This is a genomic window from Methylobacterium oryzihabitans (genome assembly GCF_004004555.2).
Classification (GTDB): domain Bacteria; phylum Pseudomonadota; class Alphaproteobacteria; order Rhizobiales; family Beijerinckiaceae; genus Methylobacterium; species Methylobacterium oryzihabitans.
On the sequence record NZ_SACP01000039.1, the window covers coordinates 16,778 to 38,409 of the forward strand.

18 protein-coding genes are annotated in these 21,632 nt (G+C 72.0%); 5 read left to right on the forward strand and 13 right to left on the reverse strand.

What is annotated here, in order from left to right:
• Positions 1 to 84 precede the first annotated feature (84 nt).
• The gene (locus EOE48_RS25525; protein ID WP_187371550.1) at positions 85 to 519 is read left to right on the forward strand and encodes a hypothetical protein; all 435 of its coding nucleotides are present in this window, start codon (positions 85 to 87) and stop codon (positions 517 to 519) included.
• Here EOE48_RS25525 and EOE48_RS25530 read toward each other — a convergent pair.
• On the reverse strand, positions 513 to 1,481 hold the full coding sequence (locus tag EOE48_RS25530) for an extensin-like domain-containing protein (protein WP_127733698.1): 969 nt from the start codon (positions 1,479 to 1,481) through the stop codon (positions 513 to 515). The two genes, EOE48_RS25525 and EOE48_RS25530, sit on opposite strands and share 7 nt — an antisense overlap.
• An 81-nt stretch (positions 1,482 to 1,562) precedes the next feature.
• Complete coding sequence (locus EOE48_RS25535) at positions 1,563 to 2,465, reverse strand: GGDEF domain-containing response regulator (protein WP_127733699.1); 903 nt, start codon at positions 2,463 to 2,465, stop codon at positions 1,563 to 1,565.
• A 149-nt stretch (positions 2,466 to 2,614) separates the two neighbouring features.
• Between EOE48_RS25535 and EOE48_RS25540 the strand changes: the two genes are divergently transcribed.
• Positions 2,615 to 2,944: a hypothetical protein gene (locus tag EOE48_RS25540; protein ID WP_246154874.1), complete on the forward strand. Its 330-nt coding sequence runs from the start codon at positions 2,615 to 2,617 to the stop codon at positions 2,942 to 2,944.
• Between the two features lie 109 nt (positions 2,945 to 3,053).
• Here the strand turns inward: EOE48_RS25540 and EOE48_RS25545 are convergent, their stop codons facing one another.
• Both EOE48_RS25545 and hydA read right to left on the reverse strand, forming a co-directional pair.
• On the reverse strand, positions 3,054 to 4,163 hold the full coding sequence (locus EOE48_RS25545; RefSeq protein WP_127733701.1) for a type II asparaginase: 1,110 nt from the start codon (positions 4,161 to 4,163) through the stop codon (positions 3,054 to 3,056).
• Between the two features lie 102 nt (positions 4,164 to 4,265).
• Positions 4,266 to 5,654 (reverse strand): dihydropyrimidinase, encoded by a 1,389-nt coding sequence (gene hydA, locus EOE48_RS25550; RefSeq protein ID WP_127733702.1) that lies wholly within the window; start codon positions 5,652 to 5,654, stop codon positions 4,266 to 4,268.
• Between the two features lie 56 nt (positions 5,655 to 5,710).
• Between hydA and EOE48_RS25555 the strand changes: the two genes are divergently transcribed.
• Positions 5,711 to 6,367, forward strand: coding sequence for an aspartate/glutamate racemase family protein (locus tag EOE48_RS25555; RefSeq protein ID WP_127733703.1), 657 nt, complete (start codon positions 5,711 to 5,713; stop codon positions 6,365 to 6,367).
• A gap of 289 nt (positions 6,368 to 6,656) precedes the next feature.
• On the opposite strand, the gene EOE48_RS25560 is transcribed toward EOE48_RS25555, so the two are convergent.
• The 9 genes from EOE48_RS25560 to EOE48_RS25600 form a co-directional block, all read right to left on the reverse strand.
• Entirely contained in the window at positions 6,657 to 7,583 is a 927-nt protein-coding gene (locus EOE48_RS25560) for an N-carbamoyl-D-amino-acid hydrolase (protein WP_127733704.1), read from the reverse strand.
• A gap of 34 nt (positions 7,584 to 7,617) precedes the next feature.
• The gene (gene nikE / locus EOE48_RS25565) at positions 7,618 to 9,303 is read right to left on the reverse strand and encodes a nickel ABC transporter ATP-binding protein NikE (RefSeq protein ID WP_127733705.1); all 1,686 of its coding nucleotides are present in this window, start codon (positions 9,301 to 9,303) and stop codon (positions 7,618 to 7,620) included.
• Positions 9,300 to 10,160 carry an ABC transporter permease gene (locus EOE48_RS25570; RefSeq protein ID WP_127733706.1) on the reverse strand — a complete coding sequence of 287 codons (861 nt, stop codon included), beginning with the start codon at positions 10,158 to 10,160 and terminating at the stop codon, positions 9,300 to 9,302. The genes nikE and EOE48_RS25570 overlap by 4 nt, the downstream gene beginning before the upstream one ends.
• A 7-nt stretch (positions 10,161 to 10,167) precedes the next feature.
• Positions 10,168 to 11,232, reverse strand: coding sequence for an ABC transporter permease (locus EOE48_RS25575; RefSeq protein WP_127733707.1), 1,065 nt, complete (start codon positions 11,230 to 11,232; stop codon positions 10,168 to 10,170).
• Positions 11,233 to 11,240: 8 nt separating this feature from the next.
• Positions 11,241 to 12,815, reverse strand: a complete 1,575-nt coding sequence (locus tag EOE48_RS25580) for an ABC transporter substrate-binding protein (RefSeq protein WP_246154876.1) — start codon at positions 12,813 to 12,815, stop codon at positions 11,241 to 11,243.
• Between the two features lie 106 nt (positions 12,816 to 12,921).
• Entirely contained in the window at positions 12,922 to 14,310 is a 1,389-nt protein-coding gene (locus tag EOE48_RS25585) for an NAD(P)-binding domain-containing protein (RefSeq protein WP_127733708.1), read from the reverse strand.
• An 8-nt stretch (positions 14,311 to 14,318) separates the two neighbouring features.
• Positions 14,319 to 15,080 (reverse strand): SDR family oxidoreductase, encoded by a 762-nt coding sequence (locus EOE48_RS25590; RefSeq protein ID WP_127733709.1) that lies wholly within the window; start codon positions 15,078 to 15,080, stop codon positions 14,319 to 14,321.
• On the reverse strand, positions 15,077 to 16,048 hold the full coding sequence (locus EOE48_RS25595; RefSeq protein WP_127733710.1) for an NAD-dependent epimerase/dehydratase family protein: 972 nt from the start codon (positions 16,046 to 16,048) through the stop codon (positions 15,077 to 15,079). The genes EOE48_RS25590 and EOE48_RS25595 overlap by 4 nt, the downstream gene beginning before the upstream one ends.
• A 450-nt stretch (positions 16,049 to 16,498) precedes the next feature.
• Positions 16,499 to 16,894: an MAPEG family protein gene (locus tag EOE48_RS25600; RefSeq protein ID WP_127733711.1), complete on the reverse strand. Its 396-nt coding sequence runs from the start codon at positions 16,892 to 16,894 to the stop codon at positions 16,499 to 16,501.
• Between the two features lie 411 nt (positions 16,895 to 17,305).
• On the opposite strand from EOE48_RS25600, the gene alaS reads away from it, so the two are divergent.
• Positions 17,306 to 19,969, forward strand: a complete 2,664-nt coding sequence (gene alaS, locus EOE48_RS25605) for an alanine--tRNA ligase (RefSeq protein WP_127733712.1) — start codon at positions 17,306 to 17,308, stop codon at positions 19,967 to 19,969.
• Between the two features lie 338 nt (positions 19,970 to 20,307).
• Positions 20,308 to 21,561, forward strand: coding sequence for a hypothetical protein (locus EOE48_RS25610; RefSeq protein WP_127733713.1), 1,254 nt, complete (start codon positions 20,308 to 20,310; stop codon positions 21,559 to 21,561).
• The last annotated feature ends 71 nt before the right edge of the window (positions 21,562 to 21,632 follow it).

Below are 21,632 nucleotides of genomic sequence, written 5' to 3' on the forward strand. Positions count from 1 at the left end.
TGCGCGGGAGGGTGTTCGTTGCCACTTTGTTCCTGAGGCGGATCGCCGGTTGACGCATCTCCGATCCCTGCTAGGTTGGAACAAATGGCGAACAAACGAGCCCTGTCCTGGTCGACGGCGATGCGTGACCTGGAGAACGAGCGGTCGAGGAGGTCTGACGTGCGCGAGGAACGGCTCCGGACGACGATGAACCTGCGCGGCGCCCCGGGGCTGCCGCTGAGCGCGTGGCGCGGCCGCTCGGGCCGGCGCTACGTCGTCGGCATCCACGGCGTCGAGGACGATCCGGCGGAACTCGGCGAGGCGGTGGTGATCGCGGTCCGGCGCGACGGCGCCGGCGTCGCCGAACTCCTCGACGTCACGGCCGCCGGAGAGAGCCCGCGGGAGCGCCTCCAGCGCGGCTGGATGACCCGCGCCCGCGCCCGCGGCGCCACCGAGATGCACGTCCACCGGCTGGCGGAGGGCGAGGCCGAGCGCCGGGCGGTGGTGGCGGATCTACGCGGCGAGGTCCGGGCTCAGTAGATCGGCCCCGAGGTCCAGGTCTGCGCCGGCCCGCCAAGGGGCAGCGGCTCGGGGTAGGAGCGCGGCGGGGGCGCCGCATAGGCCTGGACCGGCGCCTGGCGGACGACCGGCGGCAGGGGGGCGGGGTTGCGGGCGACGCTCGTCGGCGAGGGCCGGGCGCTCATCGGCACCGTCCGGCCGGGGTCGTCCTCCTCGACGTCGATCGGCGCCGGATCGGGGGCGGGCTGCCAAGCCGGCGGCTTGCGGCGGACCGGCGACGAAGCCGAGCCCGGCGGCGGCACCTGCGGCTGGAACTTGATCAGCGGCTTGCAGATCCGGCGCAGCCCGCGCGGGTCGTGCCGGGCGAGGTCGAGGTGCAGGTGGTCGTAGTGGTAGACGTTCGATCCCGGCGCCAGCACCGTGGTGAAGTGATTGCACGCCCCGAGAAAAACCTCGCGCAGGAAGCCCTGCTCGGCCTCGGTGCCGTGCCAGCCGCCCTTCACCGTGACCACGTACCCGTCGGCGAAGCGGAAGGACATGACGTCGACGGCGTTGCCGAAGGAATGCTCCGACAGCTTGGCGCCGACCTGGTTGTTGCGGCCGCGGCAGGCGTAGGAGCCGGAATTCATCTCGACCACCGGCTGGCCGAAATAGATCTGGGCCGCCGGCTGCACCGTGCCGGCGAGCCACGCCTCGACCTCCGGGATGATCGGGCAGGCGAGCGTCATGCGCTGCTTGAGGGTCACGCTGCCGCCGGCGAGGCGGGTGACCCGAAACGGCTGGCGCATGCCGCAGACGCCGGGCCCGTCGATCTCCTTGATCGGGACCACGTCCTCGCTCGCCTGCACGAGCTTGCGCGACAGGCAGGCCTCCTCGGCCTGATCCCGCCAGGGTTCGCGCTGCTCAAACCGGTTGAGCGCGCATCCGGACAGCCCCAGGCCGAATAGCGTGAGGGCCGAGAACGCAACGAGTCCACGACGCATGACCGCGAGACTGCGCCGTATTGCGTGAAGGGTTCGTCAACCCTGGCGCGCGCCGCCCTGCCCCGATGCGGGACGGCGGGTTCAACCGGCCCGGGCGAGGACGAGGTCGGTGGCGGCCGAGACGACGCGGTTGCGCCCGGTCGACTTCGCCTCGTAGAGCGCGATGTCGGCGCGCTTGAGCAGGCCCCCGACCGTCTCGCCCTCGGACCACGCGCTGACCCCGAAGCTCGACGTGAGCTGGACCGGGCCGCGGCTGCCCTTGAAGCGCAGTTGCGTGCAGCGCAGGCGCAGGCGGCCGGCGGCGGCCTCGCCCTCCTCCAGGGTGCGGCCGGGCAGCGCGACCGCGAATTCCTCGCCGCCGATCCGCCCGACCAGGGCGCCGGGCTCGGTCGCCAGCGCCCCGGCCACGCCCTTGATCGCGACGTCGCCAACGTCGTGGCCGTGCAGGTCGTTGATCGCCTTGAAGTGGTCGATGTCGGCGAGGACCAGCGCGAGGCGGCCGTGCGGGCCGGCGCGGTCGGTCGCCTCGCCGACATGGTGCAGGAAGGCGCGCCGGTTGAGCAGCCCGGTGAGCGAGTCGGTCTCGGCGAGGCGGATCAGCTCCTGCTGCATCCCGGTCAGCCGCTCGGCCGCCCGCAGGCGGGCGAACAGCTCCTCGGGGCTCGGCGGCTTGTCGATGAAGTCGTCCGAGCCGCTGTCGAGGACCTCCGACAGGTTGCGGGCGTTGCGCGCCGCCGACATCGTGATGATGTAGAGTGGCCGGTGCGCGTCCGCGAGCAGCCGGGCCGACCAGCACAGTTCGAGCCCGGTGATCGGCTGCACCTCCAGGCTGGTGATGAGCGCCGTGACCGAGGCGTTGTCGGTGACGAAGGCCAGGGCCTCGCGGGAATCGGTGAAGGTGTCCACCGTGTGGCCGCGAGGCGTCAGCAGGCCGCCGATGACCTTCAGGACCACCCGGCTCGGATCGACGACGACGATGTGCATGGAGCCCCCCGAGGGTGAGGCGAGGCCGCGGCGCCGAGAGGCGGTTCGGGCATCGGCCGTTCTTGGCACCATTGAAATCGTGCGCCACTTAACGGCGCCTCAAGCCCGGCGGGCCGATGCCGGTGCGGGCGGGAAAAAGGCGAGACGAGGTGAACGCTCCGCTGACGACCCCCGACGGACGCTACCTCGTGGTGCGCGGGCGCCTGTGGCGGCGGACGAACCCGCATCTGCCGGAGCCTGAGCGCGAGCGGCTGGTGCGCGACCTGATGGCGGCGCGCCGCGCCGTCAAGGCCGCGAAGCCGGAGGGCGGCGCGGCCCTGGCGCGGGCGCGCGCCGCGGTCGACGCGGCCAAGCGCGGCCTCGGCGAGCGCGGCCCGCCCTGGTGGACCGACGGCGCCCCCGACTACAACCGGCATAGGGCCCGCACGACGCCCTACGCGGCGTGGTTCGCCGCGCAGGATCATACGAAATCCGAATGATCGCTCGGCGACTGCGTTGCAGTCGCTATCGCGATGCGGATCTCGTCTTCGCTCAAACGCCGCGCGGGCTGGTGATAGGGTTTTCGGAACGAATCGTCCGAAAACCCTATCAGTATTCCCAGAAGATGCGCTGCAATTCCTTGGTGTCGCTGGTCTTGGTGAGCGCGACCGCGGTGAGGATCTTGGCCTTCTGCGGGTTGAAATCGTGCGCCACCACCCAGTCGTACTTGTCGTCGGGCTGCTCGGCGTTGCGCAGCACGAAGCCGTCGCCGACCCGCGACGAGCGCACGATCAGCACGCCCTTGCCGCGGATGTCCTTGAGGGTGTCGACGAGGTAGCCGGCGACCGAGCCGTTGCCGGTGCCGGCATGGACGATCGCCTTGGCGCCGGCCTGCACCGCGGCGGCGTAGGGCGCCGGGTTCATGTTGCCCGAGCCGTACACGATCGCGACCTCGGGCAGCGTCTCGATGCCGTCGATGTCGAACTCGGACGAGGTGCCGTGCCGCTTGATCGGGGCGCGGAAGTAGTAGGTCTTGCCCTCGACGATCATGCCGAGCGGGCCCCATTGGCTGGAGAACGCGCTCGGCTTGATGTTGACGCGCTTGGTCACGTCGCGGCCGGACTGGATCTCGTCGTTCATGGTGACGAGCACGCCCTTGCCCTTCGAGGCCGGGCTCGCCGCGGTGGCGACCGCGTCGTAGAGGTTGAGCGTGCCGTCGGCCGACATCGCGGTCGAGGGCCGCATCGAGCCGACGACGACGATCGGCTTGTCCGACTTCACCACGAGGTCGAGGAACAGGGCGGTCTCCTCGAGGGTGTCGGTGCCGTGGGTAATGACCACGCCGTCGACGTCGTCCTGCTTCAGCAGCGCCGAGACCCGCTTGGCGAGCTGGACGAGCTGGGCGTTGGTGAAGCTCTCCGAGGCGATCTGGAACACCTGCTCGCCGCGGACATTGGCGAGCTGGTTCAGGTCCGGCACGGCGGCGAGCAGCTTGTCCACCGGCACCTTGGCGGCCTGGTAGGTGGCGCTGTTGCTGGCATCGGCCCCGGCGCCCGCGATGGTGCCGCCGGTCGCCAGGATGACGACATTGGCCTTGCGCGCCGCCGCCTCGGTGCCGGCCGCGGGCATCTCCCGGGCGGTGGCGGCACCGGCGAGCGGCAGGGCGCTGCCGAGGAGGAGCGCGCCCAGGACGGCACGGCAGGAGGCGAGGTGGCGCATGCTTTCAGCCTTGTGAAACGGACGGAACGGGTTCGTGCGGCGGCGTCCCGCGAACCCGGCGGGACCCTGCTCCGCGGCGGCGTCCTCTGCAAGGCTTGCGCCTCATCCGCGCGCGATGCGGCGCCCGGTGCCGGGCGTCGCCCGCACCTCGCCCTCGGCCACGATCACCTCGCCGCGCCGCAGCACCGTCTCGGGCCAGCCGGTCACGGTGCGGCCGGCATAGGGCGTGAACCCGGTCCGGTCGGCGACCATCGCGTCGGCGAGCGTCACCCGCCGCTCCGGGTCCCACAGGCAGAGGTCGGCATCGGCCCCGACCGCGACGCTGCCCTTGCCCGCAAGGCCGTAGATCCGGGCCGGCGCCGTCGCGGTCAGCTCGACGAACTTCCTCAGGCCGAGCCGCCCGCCCGACACCATCGCGTCGAACAGGAGCGGCAGCCGCATCTGCAGCCCCGGCATGCCGTTGGCGATCTGCTTGAAGGTCGCGCCCGGGCCGGCCTTGAGCTTGCCGGTCTCGTCGTAGCGGTAGGGCGCGTGATCCGACGAGACGGTCTGGAGGTCGCCGAGATCGAGCGCCCGCCACAGCGCCTCCTGGTCGCCCGCCTCGCGCAGGGGCGGCGAGCACATCCACTTGGCGCCCTCCAGGCCCGGCCGGTCGAGGTCGGCCTCAGTGAGGAACAGGTATTGCGGGCAGGTCTCGGCGAGGATCGGGATCCCCTCGCCGCGGGCCCGGCGCAGGATCGCGGCGCCCTCCCGGGTCGAGACGTGGAACACCATCACGGGCTGGTCGAGATACTGCGAGAACCGCACCACCCGCTCGAACGCCTCGCTCTCCGACAGGCGCGGATGGCTCGCGGCGTGATACTTCGGGGTGGTCCTGCCCTCCGCCAGCAGGCGGCGGCTCGCGAAGGCGATCAGGCCGTGGTTCTCGGCGTGGACGCAGACCAGGGCGCCCGCCTCCTTGGCCGCCGCCATCACCTCGAGCAGCGCCTCGTCGCCGAGTTGCAGCCGGTCGTAGGTCATGAACGCCTTGAGCGAGGTGTGCCCGGCCCGCACCAAAGCCGGGATGTCCTCCCGCACCGCCTTCTCGGTCGCGTCCGCGATGATGAGGTGGAAGGCGTAGTCGATCAGCGAGCCGCGTTCGGCCAGCCCCTGGTAGTCGGCCACGACCTGCGCGAGGTCCATGCCGACATGCTGGGCCGCGAAGGCGATGACGCTGGTGGTGCCGCCGAGCGCCGCCGAGCGGGTGGCGCTCTCCCAGGTGTCGGCGTTCATCAGCCCGTTGGCCGAGAGCTGCTCGATATGGGCGTGGCTGTCGACGCCGCCCGGGAGCACCAGCCGGCCGGTCGCGTCGATCTCCCGGCGCCCCGGCGGCAGGTCGAGGCCGAGCGCCGCGACTTTGCCGCCGGCGATGCCGAGGTCGGCGCGGAACACGTCGGTGGCGGTGGCGACGGTGCCGCCGCGGATCACGGTGTCGAAGGCGGGGTCGGTCATGGTTCGCTTCCTCGTCCGGAACTTGCAGGGTGGCCGGACGACCCGGGAGAGACCCCATGCCGGCACCCCAACGCATCCTCGTCATCAATCCCAATTCCAACGACGCGGTCACCCGCGGGCTGGCGGCGGCGCTGGCGCCCCTGGCGCGGCCGGGCGGTCCGGCCATCGACTGCCGGACCCTCGCCGAGGGGCCGTTCGGCATCGAGAGCCAGGCCGATGTCGAGCGGGTGGCGCTGCCCCTGCGCGACCTCGTGTTGCGCGAGCAGGCGGCGGCCACCGTCATCGCCTGCTACTCCGATCCCGGCCTGCACGCCTGCCGCGAGGCGACCGACCGGCCGGTCCTCGGCATCGCCGAATGCGGGGTGCTGACCGCGCTCGCCCGGGCCGACCGCTTCGGCGTCATCGCGATCAGCCGGCGCTCGATCCCGCGCCACCAGCGCGCCCTGCGCGGGATGGGCGTGATCGGGCGCTGCGCCGGCGAGCGGGCGCTGGAGATGTCGGTGGCCGAGACCGCGAGCGGCGGCGACACCCTCGCCCGGATGATCGCGGTCGGGCGCGAGCTGCGCGACCGCGACGGGGCCGGGGCGATCGTGATGGGCTGCGCCGGCATGGCGGCCCACCGGGGACCGCTGGAGGCGGAGCTCGGCCTCCCGGTGATCGACCCGACCCAGGCGGCGGTCGCGATGGCGCTCGGCATGGTCGCTGTGGGGTGAGGATGATCGCCGGGGTTCGTGCGCGGTCTCCTCGCCCCGCTTGCGCAGTGGCATCCGAGGAAAATTTCTTGTAAAGTCAAGCGCGGAATCCCCTCTCCCGAGTGGGAGAGGGGTAGGGGTGAGGGTGGCTCGGGTGCAGAATAGAGCACCGAAAGTTGAGCTTTGCAGTTCAACGCTGGGTGTATTGTTCTGAAGCCGAGCCACCCTCACCCCCGGCCCCTCTCCCACTCGGGAGAGGGGAGACGCGACTCTTTCTGTACACGGACAGCGACGCCGGCCACCAGCCCGCTCACTCCGGCAGGATCACGCCGGTCTGGGCGGTGATGCGGCCGTAATGCTCGATCCGGCGGTGGCGGGCGAAGTCGAAGATCGTCTCCTTGCCGAACCGGGTCTCGTCGAGGTCGCAGGGATGCACGATCACGCCGTCCGCCTCGCCCGGCAGTTCGGCGACGATGAATCCGTTCGGGTCGACGATCAGCGTGCCGCCGGTGAGGGGGTGGCCGTCCTCGTTGCCGGCCTTGGCCACCGCCACCACCCAGGTCGCGTTCTGGTAGGCGCCGGCCTGGACCGAGAGGCGGTGGTGGAAGAGCCGCTGCTCCAGGCCCTCGCCGTTGCGCTGCGCGTTCACCGAGGGCGTGTTGAAGCCGAGCACCACCATCTCGACGCCCTGGAGCCCCATCACCCGGTAGGTCTCGGGCCAGCGCCGGTCGTTGCAGATGCACATGCCCAGCAGGCCGCCGAGCATCCGCCAGACCGGGAAGCCGGTGTCGCCGGGCTCGAAATAGCGCTTCTCGAGGTGCTGGTGGGTGCGCTCGGGATCGTACTCGGCGTGGCCGGGCAGGTGGGTCTTGCGGTACTTGCCGACGATCCGCCCCTCGCGGTCGACCAGGATCGAGGTGTTGAAGTGCCGGCCCTCCGGCGTGAGTTCGGCATAGCCGAACGACAGCGCCATGCCATGCTCGCGGGCGCGGGCGAAGAGCGGCGCCGTGGCCGGCCCCGGCATCTCGCGCTCGAACCAGCGGTCCGCCTCGGCCCGGTCCTCGTGGTACCAGCGCGGGAAGAACGTGGTCAGGGCGAGCTCGGGATAGACGATGAAGTCGGCGTCCTGCCGCTTGGCCTCGTCCATCAGGGCGATCATCCGGGCGACGACGCTGTCGCGGTCCTCGGCCTTCTGGATCGGCCCGAGCTGGGCGGCGGCGGTGCGGATCACGCGCATGGGGATGTCCTCGGGTTACGCGAAACGGAAAACATCAGGCCACCGGCTCGGCCGGTTCACGGGCGGCTCCGGGCCGGAAGTGCGGGATCGCGGCCAGCAACTCCCGCGTGTAGGCGGTGCGCGGCGCCTGGAACAGGTCGCGGCTGTCGCCCGCCTCGACCACGCGGCCGGCCTGGAGCACGACGGTGCGCTCGCACATCATCCGCACCACGTTGAGGTCGTGGCTCACGAACAGGAACGCGAGGCCGTCCTCGCGGCGCAGGTCGTCGAGCAGGCGCAGCACGCCGGCCTGGACCGAGACGTCGAGGGCGGCGGTCGGCTCGTCGAGGACGAGCAGCCGCGGGCGCACCGCGACCGCCCGGGCGATGCCGACCCGGGCCTTCTGCCCGCCGGAGAGCTGGTGGGGAAAGCGCCCGAGCAGGTCTGCGCCGAGCCCGGCCCGGCCGGCGCTCTCGATCACCCGCCGCCGCAACGCCTCGCCGCGCAGTTCCGTGAGACGCCGCACCGGGTGGGCGATGCTGTCGAAGGCCGAGAAGCGCGGGTTGAGGCTGCCGTCCGGGTCCTGGAACACGATCTGGATCGCCCGCCGCAGGGGCGAGCGGTGGAAGTCGCGGGCCGGGATGGCGCCGATCGATCCGCCCTCGAACAGGATCTCGCCGGCGCTCGGGTCGATCAGCCGGCAGATCAGCCGCGACAGGGTGCTCTTGCCCGAGCCCGATTCGCCGACGAGGCCGAGGCTCTCGCCTTCCCGCATCGCGAACGACACGTCCTCGACCGCCGCGGCGTCGCCGTAGCGCTTGCCGATGCCCTGCACCTCCAGCAGCGCCGGGGTGCCGGCGGGCGGATTCGGGCGCGCCGGCGCCGGGGGAGGGGGCGCCCCGGGGGTGAGATCGGCGAGCGTCGAGGTCGGGGTCGGCGAGGCGGCGACGAGGCGGGCGGTGTAGGGGTGGCGGGGCGAGGAGAACAGCGCGCCGGGCGCGCCCTCCTCGACGAGGCGCCCGGCCTCCATCACGGCGATGCGGCTGCAATACTGCGCCGCCAGCCCGAGATCGTGGGTGATGAGGATCAGCGCCATGCCGCGCTCGGCGGTGAGCCGGGCGACGAGGTCCATCACGGTCTTCTGGGTGGTGACGTCGAGGCCGGTCGTCGGCTCGTCGGCGATCAGCAGGGCCGGCTCGGCGGCGAGCGCCAGCGCGATCATCACCCGCTGGCACATCCCGCCGGAGAGTTCGTGCGGGTAGGCGTCGAGGCGCCGGGCGGCGTCGCGGATCCGCACCGCCTCGAGCGCCGCCAGCGCCTTGTCGCGCGCCGCGGCCCGCGAATGTCCGTTCGCCCGCAGCACGTCGGCGAGCTGGAGCCCGACCGGGCGGATCGGGTTGAGCGCCGCGCGGGGATTCTGGAAGATCATCCCGATCGCCGAGCCTTGCGCCGATCCTTGCGCATCGCGCAGGTCGGCGGCGGAGAGCCGGGTCACGTCCTGGCCGCGGAAGCGGATGCGTCCGCCGGTGATGCGCCCGGCCCGGTCGAGCAGGCGGGCCGCCGCGAAGGCGGTGACCGACTTGCCGGAGCCGGATTCGCCGACGAGGCCGAGGCTCTCGCCCGGCGCCACCGCGAGCGAGACGCCGCGCAGGGCCTCGACGGTGCCGGCGCGGGTCGCGAAGGCGACGCGCAGATCCTCGATCGACAGCAGCGGCGGCGCCGGAGGGGAGGCGTGGATCATGTCCGCATCCGCGGGTCGAGGATGTCGCGCAGGCCGTCGCCGAGCAGGTTGAAGCACAACACGGCGAGCATCAGGGCGAGGCCCGGGAAGGCGACGAGCCACCATTTGCCCGTAGTGATGAAGCGGGCGCCCTCGGCGACCAGGATGCCCCATTCCGGCGTCGGCGGGCGCACGCCGAGCCCGATGAACGACAGGCCGGCGGCGTTGAGGATCGCCCAGCCGAGGTTGAGCGAGATCTGCACCGCCATCGCCGGCAGCACGTTGGGCAGCAGGAACTTCAGCACCACCGCGAGGTGGCCCTCGCCGCCGGCCCGCGCCGCCTCGACGTAGCCGGCCTCGCGCCGCACGTTGACCTCGGCCCGGGCGAAGCGGACGTAGAACGGCAGATTGATGATGGCGGTGGCGACGACGATGTTCTCGACCCGGTTGCCGAGCGCCGCCACCAGCGCCATGGCGAGGACGAAGAGCGGAAACGCCATCAGCACGTCCACGACCCGCCCGACCACCCGGTCGAGCCGGCCGCCGGCATAGCCGCAGACCGCGCCGATCACCGCCCCGACCGCGAAGGACAAGAGCACCGCCGAGAGCGCGATGGCGAGGTCGAGCCGCGTCGCCGCGACGATCCGGCTGAGCAGGTCGCGGCCGAGCTGGTCGGTGCCGGCCCAGTGCGCCGCGCTCGGCGGCTGGAGCGCGACGCTCACGTCCGAGGCGACCGGATCGTAGGGCACCAGCCACGGGCTGAACGCGGCGACGAGGCACAGGATCAGCGCCCCCGCCGCCGCGACGGCGGTGAGCGGGTTGCCGCGCAGGATCCAGGCGGCGTGGCGCAGGGTGGCGCCGGCGGCGAGCGTGGTCATCGGCGCCTCACTCGACCGAGATGCGCGGATCGGCGAGGCCGTAGAGCACGTCGACCGTCAGGTTCACGAGCACGAACAGGCTCGCCATCAGCAGGACGAAACCCTGGACCGGCGCGTAGTCCGAGGCGAGCAGCGCGTCGAGGGCGTAGGAGGCAACCCCGGGCCAGGAAAACACCTTCTCGACCAGCACGTTGGCGCCGAGCATGGTCGAGAACACGATGCCCGCGATGGTCAGCACCGGCAGGATCGCGTTGCGCAGGGCATAGGTGACGACCACCCGGCGCGGCGGCAGGCCCAGCGAGCGGGCGGTGCGGATGAAGTCCGAGCCGAGCACCGCCAGCATCGAGGCGCGAGTGATGCGGGCGAGCGGCGCCAGCACGAACAGCGCCATGGTCAGCGCCGGCAGCACGAGCTGCGAGGCGGCGTTGCGCCAGCCCTCCCCATCGCCGACGAGGGCGAAGTCGACGAGGAGGAACCCGGTGATGTCCGGCGGGGTCGCGGCGAACACGTCGATGCGCCCGGTCGGATCGGGCGCGAGGCCGAGCAGGTAGTAGAACACGTAGATCAGCAGCAGCCCCGAGACGAAGGTCGGCACGCAGACCCCGAGCGCGCACAGGAAGCGCACGCCGTGATCGACCAGGGAGCCCGGCCGCAGCGCCGCCGCGATGCCCAGCGGAATCGCCAGCGCGAGCGCGATGGCGAGCGCGGTGAAGGTCAGTTCGAGCGAGGCCGGCAGGCGCCGCCGCAGGTCGGTCAGCACCGGCTGGCCGGTGGTCATCGAGCGGCCGAGATGGCCGGTCGCGACGTCGCCGAGGTAGCGCACGAGCTGCTCCGGCACCGGCCGGTCGAGACCCATCTGCCGGCGCACCTCCTCGATCTCGGCCTTGCCGGCGTTGGGGCCGGAGGCGAAGAACACCGCCGGGTCGCCCGGCAGCACCCGCATCAGCAGGAAGGTCAGCACCAGGACCCCAAGCAAGGCCGGCAGCGACGAGGCGAGCCGGCGCCCGGCGCGCCGGGCGATGCCGGCCCAGGGAGACGCCGGACGGGACGATGCCGGACGGGACGCGGCCATGCCGCCGGCTACTTGCGCGACAGGTCGCGGTAATCGACCTGCCGGTGGAACTGGTAGGTGTAGCCCGCGACGGTCGGGAGCATCACGGCGTCCTGGTTGGCCTGCCACAGCGGGATCTGCGGCATCAGCGCCAGCGCCCGCCGATTCAGCGCCCGCGCCGCGTCGGCGTACTTCGCCGGATCGCGCTCGAACCGCGCCTCGCCGGCGATCCGGTTGATCTCCGGGTCGTCGATCGAGCTGTAGTTCCAGCGCTGGTTGCCGGTGTAGAAGTTGCGGTAGAAGTAGTCCGGCGAGGGCAGCCACGCGACGATGCCCTCGGTGAAGAACGGCACCTTCTTCTCGCTGACGAGCGTCGACATCTGGGCGTCGGGCAGCTTCTGGATCTCGACCTTGATGCCGATCTTCTCCAGCGATTCGCGGATCAGCGCCGCCATCGGCTCGGCGGTGGCCGCCTGCCCGACATTGAAGCTGAAGGTGGTCGAGAAGCCGTCCGGCAGCCCGGCCTCGGCGAGGAGCTTCTTCGCCTTGGCGAGGTCGAGGCTCACCGGCTGCGCCACCGGGAAGGTCGGCGCCGGGTCGCCCTCGCCCCAGGTGGCGCCGAACAGCGGCTTGCCGCGGCCGAACAGGGCGGCCTTGAACAGCGCGTCGTAGGGCAGGGCCGCGGCGATGGCCTGGCGCACCTCCGGCTTGTCGAAGGGCGGCATCCGGGTGTTGAAGGACACGAAGGTCACCGCGTTGAATTGCGGCGTCGCGGTCACCGTCAGCTTGCCGCGCTCCTTGAGCGCCTGGGCGTCGTTGGCCTGGAGGTCGATGACGATGTCGGCATCGCCCTTCTCGACGAGGTTGGCGCGGGTGGCGGCGTCCGGGATGGTCTGGGCGATCACCCGCTTGAAGCCCGCCGGCTTGTCGGGGGCGGCGCCGGTCCAGTCGGGGTTGCGCCGCAGCACCACCTGCTCGCCGGGCTTGAACACGTCGACGGCGTAGGCGCCGCTGCCGGCCGCGTTCTCCTTCAGCCAAGCTTGCGCCCAGGGATCCTCCGGCGTCGCGTGCGCCTTGGCGGCCTTGGAATTGATGATGATGGCGTAGACGGTGGCGAGGTTCGGCAGCGCCAGCCGGTCGGGCTTCGGCAGCGTGACCTGGATCGTGTGCGCGTCCAGGACCTTGAACTGGTCGGGGCTGGTCAGCGAGCCGGTGAGGAGCTGCGGCGCCGCGAGCGACTTCGCCGACACCGCCCGGTCGAGCGACCACTTCACGTCCTCGGCGGTGACCGGGGTGCCGTCCTGGAATTTGGCGTTCTTGCGCAGGAAGAACGTGAGGGTGAGCCCGTCCGCGCTGACCTCGTAGCGCTCGGCCAACTCGCCGCGGATCGCGTCGAGGTCGAACACCCAGTTGCCGTCGAGCTGCTTGCGCCCGAAGGTGACGAGGCGGTCGTAGGTGCTCAGGCTGATCGCGAACGCCTCGCGGGTGGTGCCCGGCATGGTCGGGTCGAGGGTGTTGACCGTCGCACCGGTGACGTAGCGCAGGGTCTCGGCCCGGCTCTGGGCGCGGGCCGGGGCGGTGCCGCCGAGGACCGTCGCGGCCACGGCCGCCGCGGCGAGGGCTCGGGTGAGGGTGGTTGGCGTCACGCTGCATCCTTCCTGCGCATCATGGCGAGCCCTAAGCAAGGGGCGTTCCAGCTTGGCAGCGCGGTCATCCGATCACCGCCTGCCGCACGTCGTAGGCCGAGAACTCCGCCCACAGCCGCTCCACGTCGTCGCCGAACAGCCCGCGGGTGAGGCCGAAGACCAGCCGCGGCACCGCCGTGGTCATGGCGTTGATCGATGAGCCGGACGCGCCGTGGCTCATCGTCGAGGCGATGCCGAACAGGTGCACGTCGCGGATCCACGGCGTCAGGCCGCGCTCGCGCTCGGTGAAGGCGTAGTCGTCGCCGAGATACGGGAAGGCGGCGAGGCGCGGGTTCTCCTGGCCCGGCGGGGCGGCGTAGCGGTCGCCCCAACTGGCGATGTTGTGGGCGAAGGCCGCGAGTTCGGGCCGGGCGGAGACGTCGATCTCGATTCCGGTTCCGGCGATGACGAAATCCGCCGTCACCGGGCCGGCCGGGGTCTCGAGGGTCACGGCGTCGTTCTCGACCCCCGCCGCCCGCACCGGCGCGCCGCTCAGGCAGCGGAAGCCGGAATGGCGGGCGCAGCGGTCCCAGGTCGCCTGCGGAAACCCCTCGCGCAGCTCCAGCACCGCCCGCATGAAGCGCCAGCGCCAGGCGTCGTCGAGGTCGCCGAGATGGCGCAGGAAGCCCGCGAAGGTGAGCCAGCGATACGGCTGGATCACCTGCGGCTCGGCGCGCCGGCACAGCACGGTGACCGAGGCGGCGCCGGCCTCCAGCGCCATCGCGGCGTTGTCGAGGGCCGAGGCGCCGATGCCGATCACCGCGACGCGCCGGCCATCCAGAGCGGCAAAGTCGATCGGCTCGGCGGCCTGGGCGAAGCGGTCGCGCGGCAGGCCGCGCAGGGCCTCGGGAATTGCCCAGCGCCCGGCGCCCTCCTGGCCGGTGGCCAGCACCACCTTGCGGGCGTGGATCGTCCCGCCGCCCTCCGTCGTGACGGCGAGCAGGCCGCCGGCCGGCGCGATTCCCGTCACCGCCACACCGTTCCGCACCGGCACGCCCGTGACCTCGCGCACGAACGCGAGATAGGCCGCCCAGTCCTCGCGGGCGATGAGGTCGAGGCGCTCCCAGCTCTCGGCGCCGTAGCGCGCCTCGTGCCAGGACTGGTAGGTCAGGCTCGGCAGGCCGAGATCGGGGCCGGTGAAGTCCTTCGGGCTGCGCAGGGTGCGCATCCGCGCGTAGGTGAGCCACGGCCCTTCCAGTCCCTCCGGCGCCCGGTCGAGGACCAGGATGTTGGTCACCTGCGCCCGCATCAGCCCATGGGCGACGGCGAGGCCGGACTGGCCGGCGCCGACCACCACCACGTCGTGGGCGGGCCGCCCGTCGGGCGCGGCGCGCGGCACCAGCCAGGGCGCACGGGGATGGGCGGTGCGGTCGAGGTCGTCGCGGATGCGGGCCTTGAGGGCGTCGAGGGTCATGTCCGGGATCATGCTGAGAGCCAGCCGCCGTCGACTGCAAGGGTCGTGCCGGTGGTGAAGGAGGATTCGTCGCCGGCGAGGAACAGGGCGGCGCGGGCCACCTCTTCCGCCAGCCCGAGGCGGCCGAGGGGATGGCGCGCCCGCGACGCCTCGCGCGCCGCGTCCGGGTCGGGGTTGCGCCGGAAGCTGCGCGCCAGCATCGGGGTCTCGATCGCCCCCGGCACCAGGGCGTTGACCCGGATGCGGTCGGGGGCGAAGTCCAGCGCCATGGTGCGGGTCAGGCTCAGGATCGCGCCCTTGGCGGCGATGTAGGCGCTGTTGCCGCGCCCGCCGGCCAGCGCGAGCTGCGACGCCACGGTGACGAGGCTGCCGCCGCCCCGGGCCCGCAGATGCGGCAGCGCCGCCCGCGCCCACAGCCAGGTGCCGCCGACATTGGCCCGGAACACCGCGTCCCAGTCGGCCGGAGCGGTGGTCTCGACGGTGCCGCCGCAGGAGAAGCCCGCCGCCGTCACCACGACGTCGATCCCGCCGAACGCCTCCGCCACGAAGGCCGCGTCGGCGAGCGAGGTGTCGGGGTCGCCGACATCCGAGACCCGCACCAGGGCCGCGCCGCCCTCGGCCCGGATCGCCGCGGCGCAGGCCTCGGCGCCGTCCGCGTCGCGGTCGACCAGCGCCACCCGGGCGCCCTCGCGGGCGAACAGCCGCGCCGTGGCGGCGCCGATGCCCGAGCCCCCGCCGGTCACCACCGCGACCTTGCCCGGAAGCCTCACGCCGTCCCGCCCCATCGTTGCAACCACTCCGCGTAATGTCCGGCCGAGGAGGCGAGCCCGTGGGCGGCGCGCCAGCCGAGGTCCGATTCGAGCCGCCCGGTCGCGAGCGGCGGGCGGTCGGCGTCGCCGTGCAGCCGGATCGTCGGCGCCTCGCCGTCCCGGGCCAGCCGGCAGACGAGGCCCGGGCGCAGCGCCGCGAGCCGCTCGCCCCAGGCGAGCACCGGCCAGACCTCCGGCGACGACACGTTGTAGAGCAGGTGGGCGAGGCGCGGCGCGGCCACCAGCCGCGCCACCGCCTCGCCGGCATCGGGGGCGTAGAGCCAGTCGCGCCATCCCTCCCGCGGCAGCAGGGCGGGGCGCCCGTCCGCGGCGCAGGCGGCGATCTGCGCCTGCGGGCTCAGCGTGTCGCGCAGGCCGGTCGCCCGCTCGAACGGGCCGAACACCGCGCTCAGCCGCACGCTGACGCCGTCGAGGCCCCACAACGCCGCGAGCCGGGCCAGCACCCGCTCGGAGGCGAATTTCGTCACCGCGTAGAGCGTCGCGGGCTCCGCCGGCACCGTCTCGGCGAGGACGGGGGCGGGGGCCGCGCCGTAGGCCGCCGCCGAGGACAGGTTGACCACCCGGCGCACGCCCGTCGCGCGGCAGCGGGCGAGGACCGGGACCAGGGAATCGAGGTTGACCGCCAGGATGCCGGCGGGATCGGCCGCCTCCCGCGCGGCGTCGGGCGTGATCGCCGCGGCGAGCACCACGGCGTCGGTGCCATGGGGAATCGCCTCCGCCAGCGCCGCCGGATCGGCGACGCTGCCGACGACCAGCGACAGCGCGTCCGGCGCGGCGCCGAGGGCGCGCAACGCCGCGGGCGGCGGGGCGGCGCGGTCGAGGAGCCGCACCGGAATTTTGCGCGCGAGCAACGCCTGCGCCACGTTGAGCCCGACGAACCCGGCCCCGCCCAGGATGGCGACGCTCATCGGAGTCCGGCTTCGGCGGATCGGCGGGGCATCGGCTCTCCACGACAGGTGCCGGGAGGGTCCGGCCGGGGCCGCGGATGCAGGAAGCGGGCCGGATGGTGCGGCGAGGGCTCGGGCATCGGCGTCCGAAACGGGCTCCGTCGTCTTTCCACGGATCCCCTTCGCCGACCCTACAGTCGCCTGGGAAAGCGGTCGTGTTCTGCACCCGTCGCAGGCGGCCTACGACTTGGCGCGGGTCTCCCTCTCCCGAGTGGGAGAGGGGACAGGGGTGAGGGTGGAGACGATTTCGCAAAGACCCCGAACGGTTGAGTTGCGCGGCTCGCCCGTTGGTGCTTGATCCTGAACCCGAGCCACCCTCACCCCTACCCCTCTCCCACTCGGGAGAGGGGATCCCGTGCTAGAAATTTAACAGCAAGATCAGCTACTTGCATCCACCATCACTTTACGTCGTCACAGCACCAGCCCGGCGAGCACGAACCCGATCCCGACCATCGCCACGCCCCAGACCAGCGTGCGCACCGCCGGGACGCCGAAGCCGTAGATCGGCAGGTAGGCGAGCCGGGCCCAGACGTAGAGATGGGCGCCGAGCGCCGTGGTCGTGTCGAGCCGGCCGGTCGCGGCGGCGGCGAGCACCAGGGCGGCGAAGAGCGGGAAGGTCTCGAAGAAGTTCTTCGAGGCCCGCTCGAGCCGGCCGGCGGCGCCCTGCATCGGCGCGGCTTGCGCCTCGCGGTTGCTCGCCGCCCAGGCGAGGCCGCCGCGCTGCTGCAACCCGGCGGCCGATGCGGCCATGATGTGAACGAAGCCGAGCACCACCGCGATGGCGAGCAGGCTGATCTCGATGGGCATGCGGGGTCTCTCGCGGAGTCTGTCGGGGCGATGCGATGCCGGCGGAGATAGGGGCCGCGGGGGGCCGCGAAAGCCCTGCCTCGACCAGAGCAATCGGGTGAACCCGATTGCTCTGGGTTTGTTGCTTGGCCTCAAGCGCCGGCAGTCACGCGCGACACGTCGTGTCGCCGTGACTTTGGCTTTCGCTCCGCTCTGCGTCCGAGAGGACATTCGTCCTCCCGGACCCGCTGCGCGGGGCGCTCTTCGGGCGCAGAGCGCACCGCGCCCGCGGGATCGACAATCGGGTTTCACCCGATTGCCCTGCTGCCTCGACAGGGAAGTATCGCGTGACTAAGACAGCGGGCGTCGCTTGGGGCTGTTTGCGCGCTCCCGGCTTTCCGAGCCCCCCGAGATCCGCAGAGTCGTTATCCGATGAGTGGCGTCAACGAGATCCGGTCCACCTTCCTGGACTACTTCGCCAAGCAGGGGCACGAGATCGTGCCGTCGTCGCCGCTGGTGCCGCGCAACGACCCGACCCTGATGTTCACCAATGCCGGCATGGTGCAGTTCAAGAACGTCTTCACCGGCGTCGAGAAACGGCCCTATCAGCGCGCCACCACGGCGCAGAAATGCGTCCGCGCCGGCGGCAAGCACAACGACCTCGACAACGTCGGGTACACGGCGCGCCACCACACCTTCTTCGAGATGCTCGGCAACTTCTCGTTCGGCGACTACTTCAAGCCGCACGCGATCGAACTGGCCTGGAACCTCGTCACGAGGGAATTCGGGCTCTCGCCCGAGCGGCTGCTGGTCACGGTCTACGCCGACGACGACGACGCGGCGGCGCTGTGGCGCAAGATCGCGGGCTTCTCCGACGACCGCATCATCCGCATCCCGACCTCCGACAACTTCTGGCAGATGGGCGACACCGGCCCGTGCGGGCCGTGCTCGGAGATCTTCATCGACCAGGGGCCGGAGCTGTGGGGCGGCCCGCCCGGCAGCCCGGACGAGGACGGCGACCGCTTCCTCGAATTCTGGAACCTCGTGTTCATGCAGTACGAGCAGATCGAGCCGGGCAACCGGGTCGGCCTGCCGCGGCCCTCGATCGACACCGGCATGGGCCTGGAGCGCATGGCGGCGATCCTCCAGGGCGTGAAGAGCAACTACGACACCGACCTCTTTCGCAGCCTCATCGACGCCGTGGCGCACGGGGTCGGGCGGGCGCCGGAGGGCGCGTCCACCGCCTCCTACCGGGTCATCGCCGACCACCTGCGCGCCGCGTCGTTCCTCGTCGCCGACGGCGTGCTGCCGAGCAACGAGGGCCGCGGCTACGTGCTGCGCCGGATCATGCGCCGTGCCATGCGCCACGCCCAGCTCCTCGGCGCCCGCGACCCGATGATGTTCCGCCTCGTGCCGACCCTGGTGCGCGAGATGGGGCAGGCCTACCCCGAGCTGGTGCGGGCCGAGAGCCTGATCTCCGAGACCCTGCGACTGGAGGAGACCCGGTTCCGCCGCACCCTGGAGCGCGGCCTGTCGATCCTCGACGCCGAGACCCGCGACCTGTCGGAGGGCCAGAACCTCTCCGGCGAGACCGCCTTCACCCTCTACGACACCTACGGCTTCCCCCTCGACCTGACCCAGGACGCGCTGAAGTCCCGCGGCATCGGCGTCGACACCGAGACGTTCAAGGCCGCGATGGAGCGCCAGCGCGCCGCCGCCCGGGCGGCGTGGTCGGGCTCGGGCGAGGCTGCCACCGAGACGCTGTGGTACGCCCTGCGCGAGCGCGTCGGCGCCACCGAGTTCCTCGGCTACGAGGCCGAGGAGGCCGAGGCCGTCGTCGCCGCGCTGGTGACGGGCGGCGCCGAGGTCGCGGCGCTGGAGGCCGGCCAGGAGGGCCTGCTCGTCGCGACCCAGACCCCGTTCTACGGCGAGTCGGGCGGTCAGGTCGGCGATACCGGCCTCGTCGCCGGGCCGGGCCTGAAGGTCCGGGTGACCGCCACCGAGAAGAAGCTCGGCGACGTCTTCGTCCATCACGTGAGCGTGGAGGAGGGCCGGCTCGCGGTCGGTCAGGCGATCGAGCTGAAGGTCGACCACGCCCGCCGCGGCGCGATCCGGGCCAACCACTCGGCGACCCACCTGCTGCACGAGGCCCTGCGGCAGGTGCTCGGCGACCACGTCGCCCAGAAGGGCTCGCTGGTCTCCCCCGACCGCCTGCGCTTCGACTTCAGCCATCCCAAGCCGATGAGCGAGGACGAGGTCGCGGCGGTCGAGGCGATCGCCAACCGCGTCCTGCTCCAGAACCGGCCGGTGGTGACCAAGCTGATGGCGGTCGACGACGCCATCGCGTCGGGCGCCCGCGCGCTGTTCGGCGAGAAGTACGGCGACGAGGTCCGGGTCGTCTCGATGGGCCTCGGCGAGGCCGAGGCGGGGGAGAGGCCCCGCACCTTCTCGGTGGAGCTGTGCGGCGGCACCCACGTCGCGCGCACCGGCGACATCGGCACCGTCGCGGTGCTCGGCGAGAGCGCGGTCGGGGCCGGGGTGCGCCGCATCGAGGCGATGACCGCCGAGGGCGCGCGCCGCCACGCCGCCGAGGAGAGCCGCCGCCTCGCCCAGGTCGCGGCCCTGCTCAAGGTGCCGGCGGCGGACGCCCCCGAGCGCCTCGCCGCCCTGATCGAGGACCGCCGCCGCCTGGAGCGCGAACTGACCGAGGCCCGCCGCAAGCTCGCCATGGGCGGGGGCGGCGCGGGCGAGGACCCGGTGCGCGACGTCGGCGGGGTCAAGCTCATGGCCCGCACGGTCGAGGGCGTCGAGATGCGCGACCTCAAGAGCCTCGCCGACGAGGGCAAGAAGCGCCTCGGCTCCGGCGTGATCGCGATCGTGGGCGTGGCGCCGGACGGCAAGGCGGGTCTGGTGGTCGGCGTCACCGAGGACCTGACCGGGCGCTTCGACGCCGTCGCGCTGGTGCGCGCCGGCTCCGAGCGCCTCGGCGGCAAGGGCGGCGGCGGCCGCCGCGACATGGCCCAGGCCGGCGGCCCCGACGGCGCGGCCGCCGAGGCGGCGCTGGAGGCGATCCAGGCGGCGATGGCGGGGGAGTGATACGAAATCCGGAAGATTGCTTCCGGATTTCGTATCGCCAGTCCGCGCGATGGAGCCGGAGGCTCCACACGCATGAGCGAAGCCGGGTTCTATATCGCGAAGCGATCAGTCATACCAACGGTCGTTGAAAACGACCCTTGGTTCCGTTCTCGGATTTTCGTCAAGCCCAAGGTCCTGAACGTCTGGGCTTGGCATCGAAAATTCGAGATGGATCAAGAGCCCTGTCGATCTCGGGCTTGCCCGAGATCGAAGTCGATGCGTCAGCATCTTGGGCCATTGGTATCAGAAGCCGTATCATCCGCCTCCAGACGGCCGGTGCCACTCGACGCGAGGATCCGATGCGACTGACGGCCCTCTGTCTCGCCCTGGGGGCGGTTCTGGCGCCGGGGCCCGCGGCGCGCGCCCTCGATCCCGGCACTCCGCCTTCGGGCGGGTCTCGCGAGGTCGGAGCGGATCTGCTCCGGATCGGGCGCCCCGAGGCTGCAGACCGGCCGGGCGAGGTCCTGCCGCTGTACCGCAACATGCCCGCCAGCGGGGTGTTCGCCACGACCTGGAACGGTATCGCCTACGTACCGTTCCAGGCTCATGCCCTCGAACCGCTCGACCGGGACTTTTCGGGCGACGGCGACCGGCAGCGGTCGCAGGTCTACATCCGCTCGACCACCACGGCTCCCGGCGACGTCGCGGAGTACCCGCTGTTCGTCGACATGCTGGCGACGCCGTCCCGGGTGGAGCCCTGGTCGCTGCGCAAGGCCTACGCGGCCGGCACCCTCGCCAAGGCGAATGGAAACGTCTATCGGGCGGCGCGCGGGGGCACCTCGGCGGCGAAGGGCGGTGGTCCCTCGGGCGACGGCAAGGCGATCACGGACGGCTCGGTCGTCTGGGAGTATCGCTGTGCCGACCAATGCGATGCCAAGATCGCGGCCGGCTTCACCGCCACCTCGATGCCCGGTTCCGGCAACGTCTGGGCGATGACCACCAACACCGTGCTGCGACCCGGTGCCCCAACGAACTTCGTGGTCGGATATGAGAGCGATTTGACGAACTACTCGGAAAACTGCCCGATCGACGGCAGGCATTTCTGTGTCAATCTCTGGCTGTACGGCAATACCCTCAAGACCAGCACGGCGCATCTCGTGCTGTCGACTGGTGCTCCGGCCGGAATCTACGCCAACTACTTCGGCATGTGGATTCAGGCGGCGCAGGGCGGCAACGTCGCCAAGGACGCCGACATCGCCGACGACGCGTCGGGCGCGATCGGTCTCGGCTTCGGCCAGACCGCGGGGCGTGGGGCACGGCATGCGACGGCGACGATCCGGGATCTCACCACGTCCCGCACCGGACTGGAATTGTCGGGCGCCTACGGCCATGCGGCGATCGATCTCCAGGGGGCCGACGTGGCGGTGGACGGCCATGGGATCGTCCTCAAGGCGGGACAGGACATCTGTTTCGAGGGTGGTAACCGCTGCCTCTTCTACGACGCAGCAGCGCACCGGCTCCGCTACAAAGTGAATGGCGAGGTCAAGTTCGCCATTGATGACAATGGCAATCTCATCCTCAAGGGCGCAGTGCTTCAGAACGGCGCCCCCTGACTGTTCGGCCGGATCCGTTGAACTGCGTCTGGATACCGCGTAGGGAGATCGTGCGATCGAACCGGGAGGGA

What these genes read in the sequence shown, in the direction of transcription:
- EOE48_RS25570 (WP_127733706.1), bottom strand. Translation starts at nt 10,160, where the DNA reads ATGACCACGCTCGCCGCCGGCGCCACCCTGCGCCACGCCGCCTGGATC.
- EOE48_RS25595 (WP_127733710.1), bottom strand. Translation starts at nt 16,048, where the DNA reads ATGAGCGTCGCCATCCTGGGCGGGGCCGGGTTCGTCGGGCTCAACGTG.
- EOE48_RS25585 (WP_127733708.1), bottom strand. Translation starts at nt 14,310, where the DNA reads ATGACCCTCGACGCCCTCAAGGCCCGCATCCGCGACGACCTCGACCGC.
- EOE48_RS25560 (WP_127733704.1), bottom strand. Translation starts at nt 7,583, where the DNA reads ATGCGCGTGATCCGCACCGCCGCCGCCCAGCTCGGGCCGATCCAGAAG.
- EOE48_RS25575 (WP_127733707.1), bottom strand. Translation starts at nt 11,232, where the DNA reads ATGGCCGCGTCCCGTCCGGCATCGTCCCGTCCGGCGTCTCCCTGGGCC.
- EOE48_RS25535 (WP_127733699.1), bottom strand. Translation starts at nt 2,465, where the DNA reads ATGCACATCGTCGTCGTCGATCCGAGCCGGGTGGTCCTGAAGGTCATC.
- EOE48_RS25545 (WP_127733701.1), bottom strand. Translation starts at nt 4,163, where the DNA reads ATGCGCCACCTCGCCTCCTGCCGTGCCGTCCTGGGCGCGCTCCTCCTC.
- EOE48_RS25610 (WP_127733713.1), top strand. Translation starts at nt 20,308, where the DNA reads ATGCGACTGACGGCCCTCTGTCTCGCCCTGGGGGCGGTTCTGGCGCCG.
- EOE48_RS25525 (WP_187371550.1), top strand. Translation starts at nt 85, where the DNA reads ATGGCGAACAAACGAGCCCTGTCCTGGTCGACGGCGATGCGTGACCTG.
- hydA (WP_127733702.1), bottom strand. Translation starts at nt 5,654, where the DNA reads ATGACCGACCCCGCCTTCGACACCGTGATCCGCGGCGGCACCGTCGCC.
- alaS (WP_127733712.1), top strand. Translation starts at nt 17,306, where the DNA reads ATGAGTGGCGTCAACGAGATCCGGTCCACCTTCCTGGACTACTTCGCC.
- EOE48_RS25555 (WP_127733703.1), top strand. Translation starts at nt 5,711, where the DNA reads ATGCCGGCACCCCAACGCATCCTCGTCATCAATCCCAATTCCAACGAC.
- EOE48_RS25530 (WP_127733698.1), bottom strand. Translation starts at nt 1,481, where the DNA reads ATGCGTCGTGGACTCGTTGCGTTCTCGGCCCTCACGCTATTCGGCCTG.
- nikE (WP_127733705.1), bottom strand. Translation starts at nt 9,303, where the DNA reads ATGATCCACGCCTCCCCTCCGGCGCCGCCGCTGCTGTCGATCGAGGAT.
- EOE48_RS25600 (WP_127733711.1), bottom strand. Translation starts at nt 16,894, where the DNA reads ATGCCCATCGAGATCAGCCTGCTCGCCATCGCGGTGGTGCTCGGCTTC.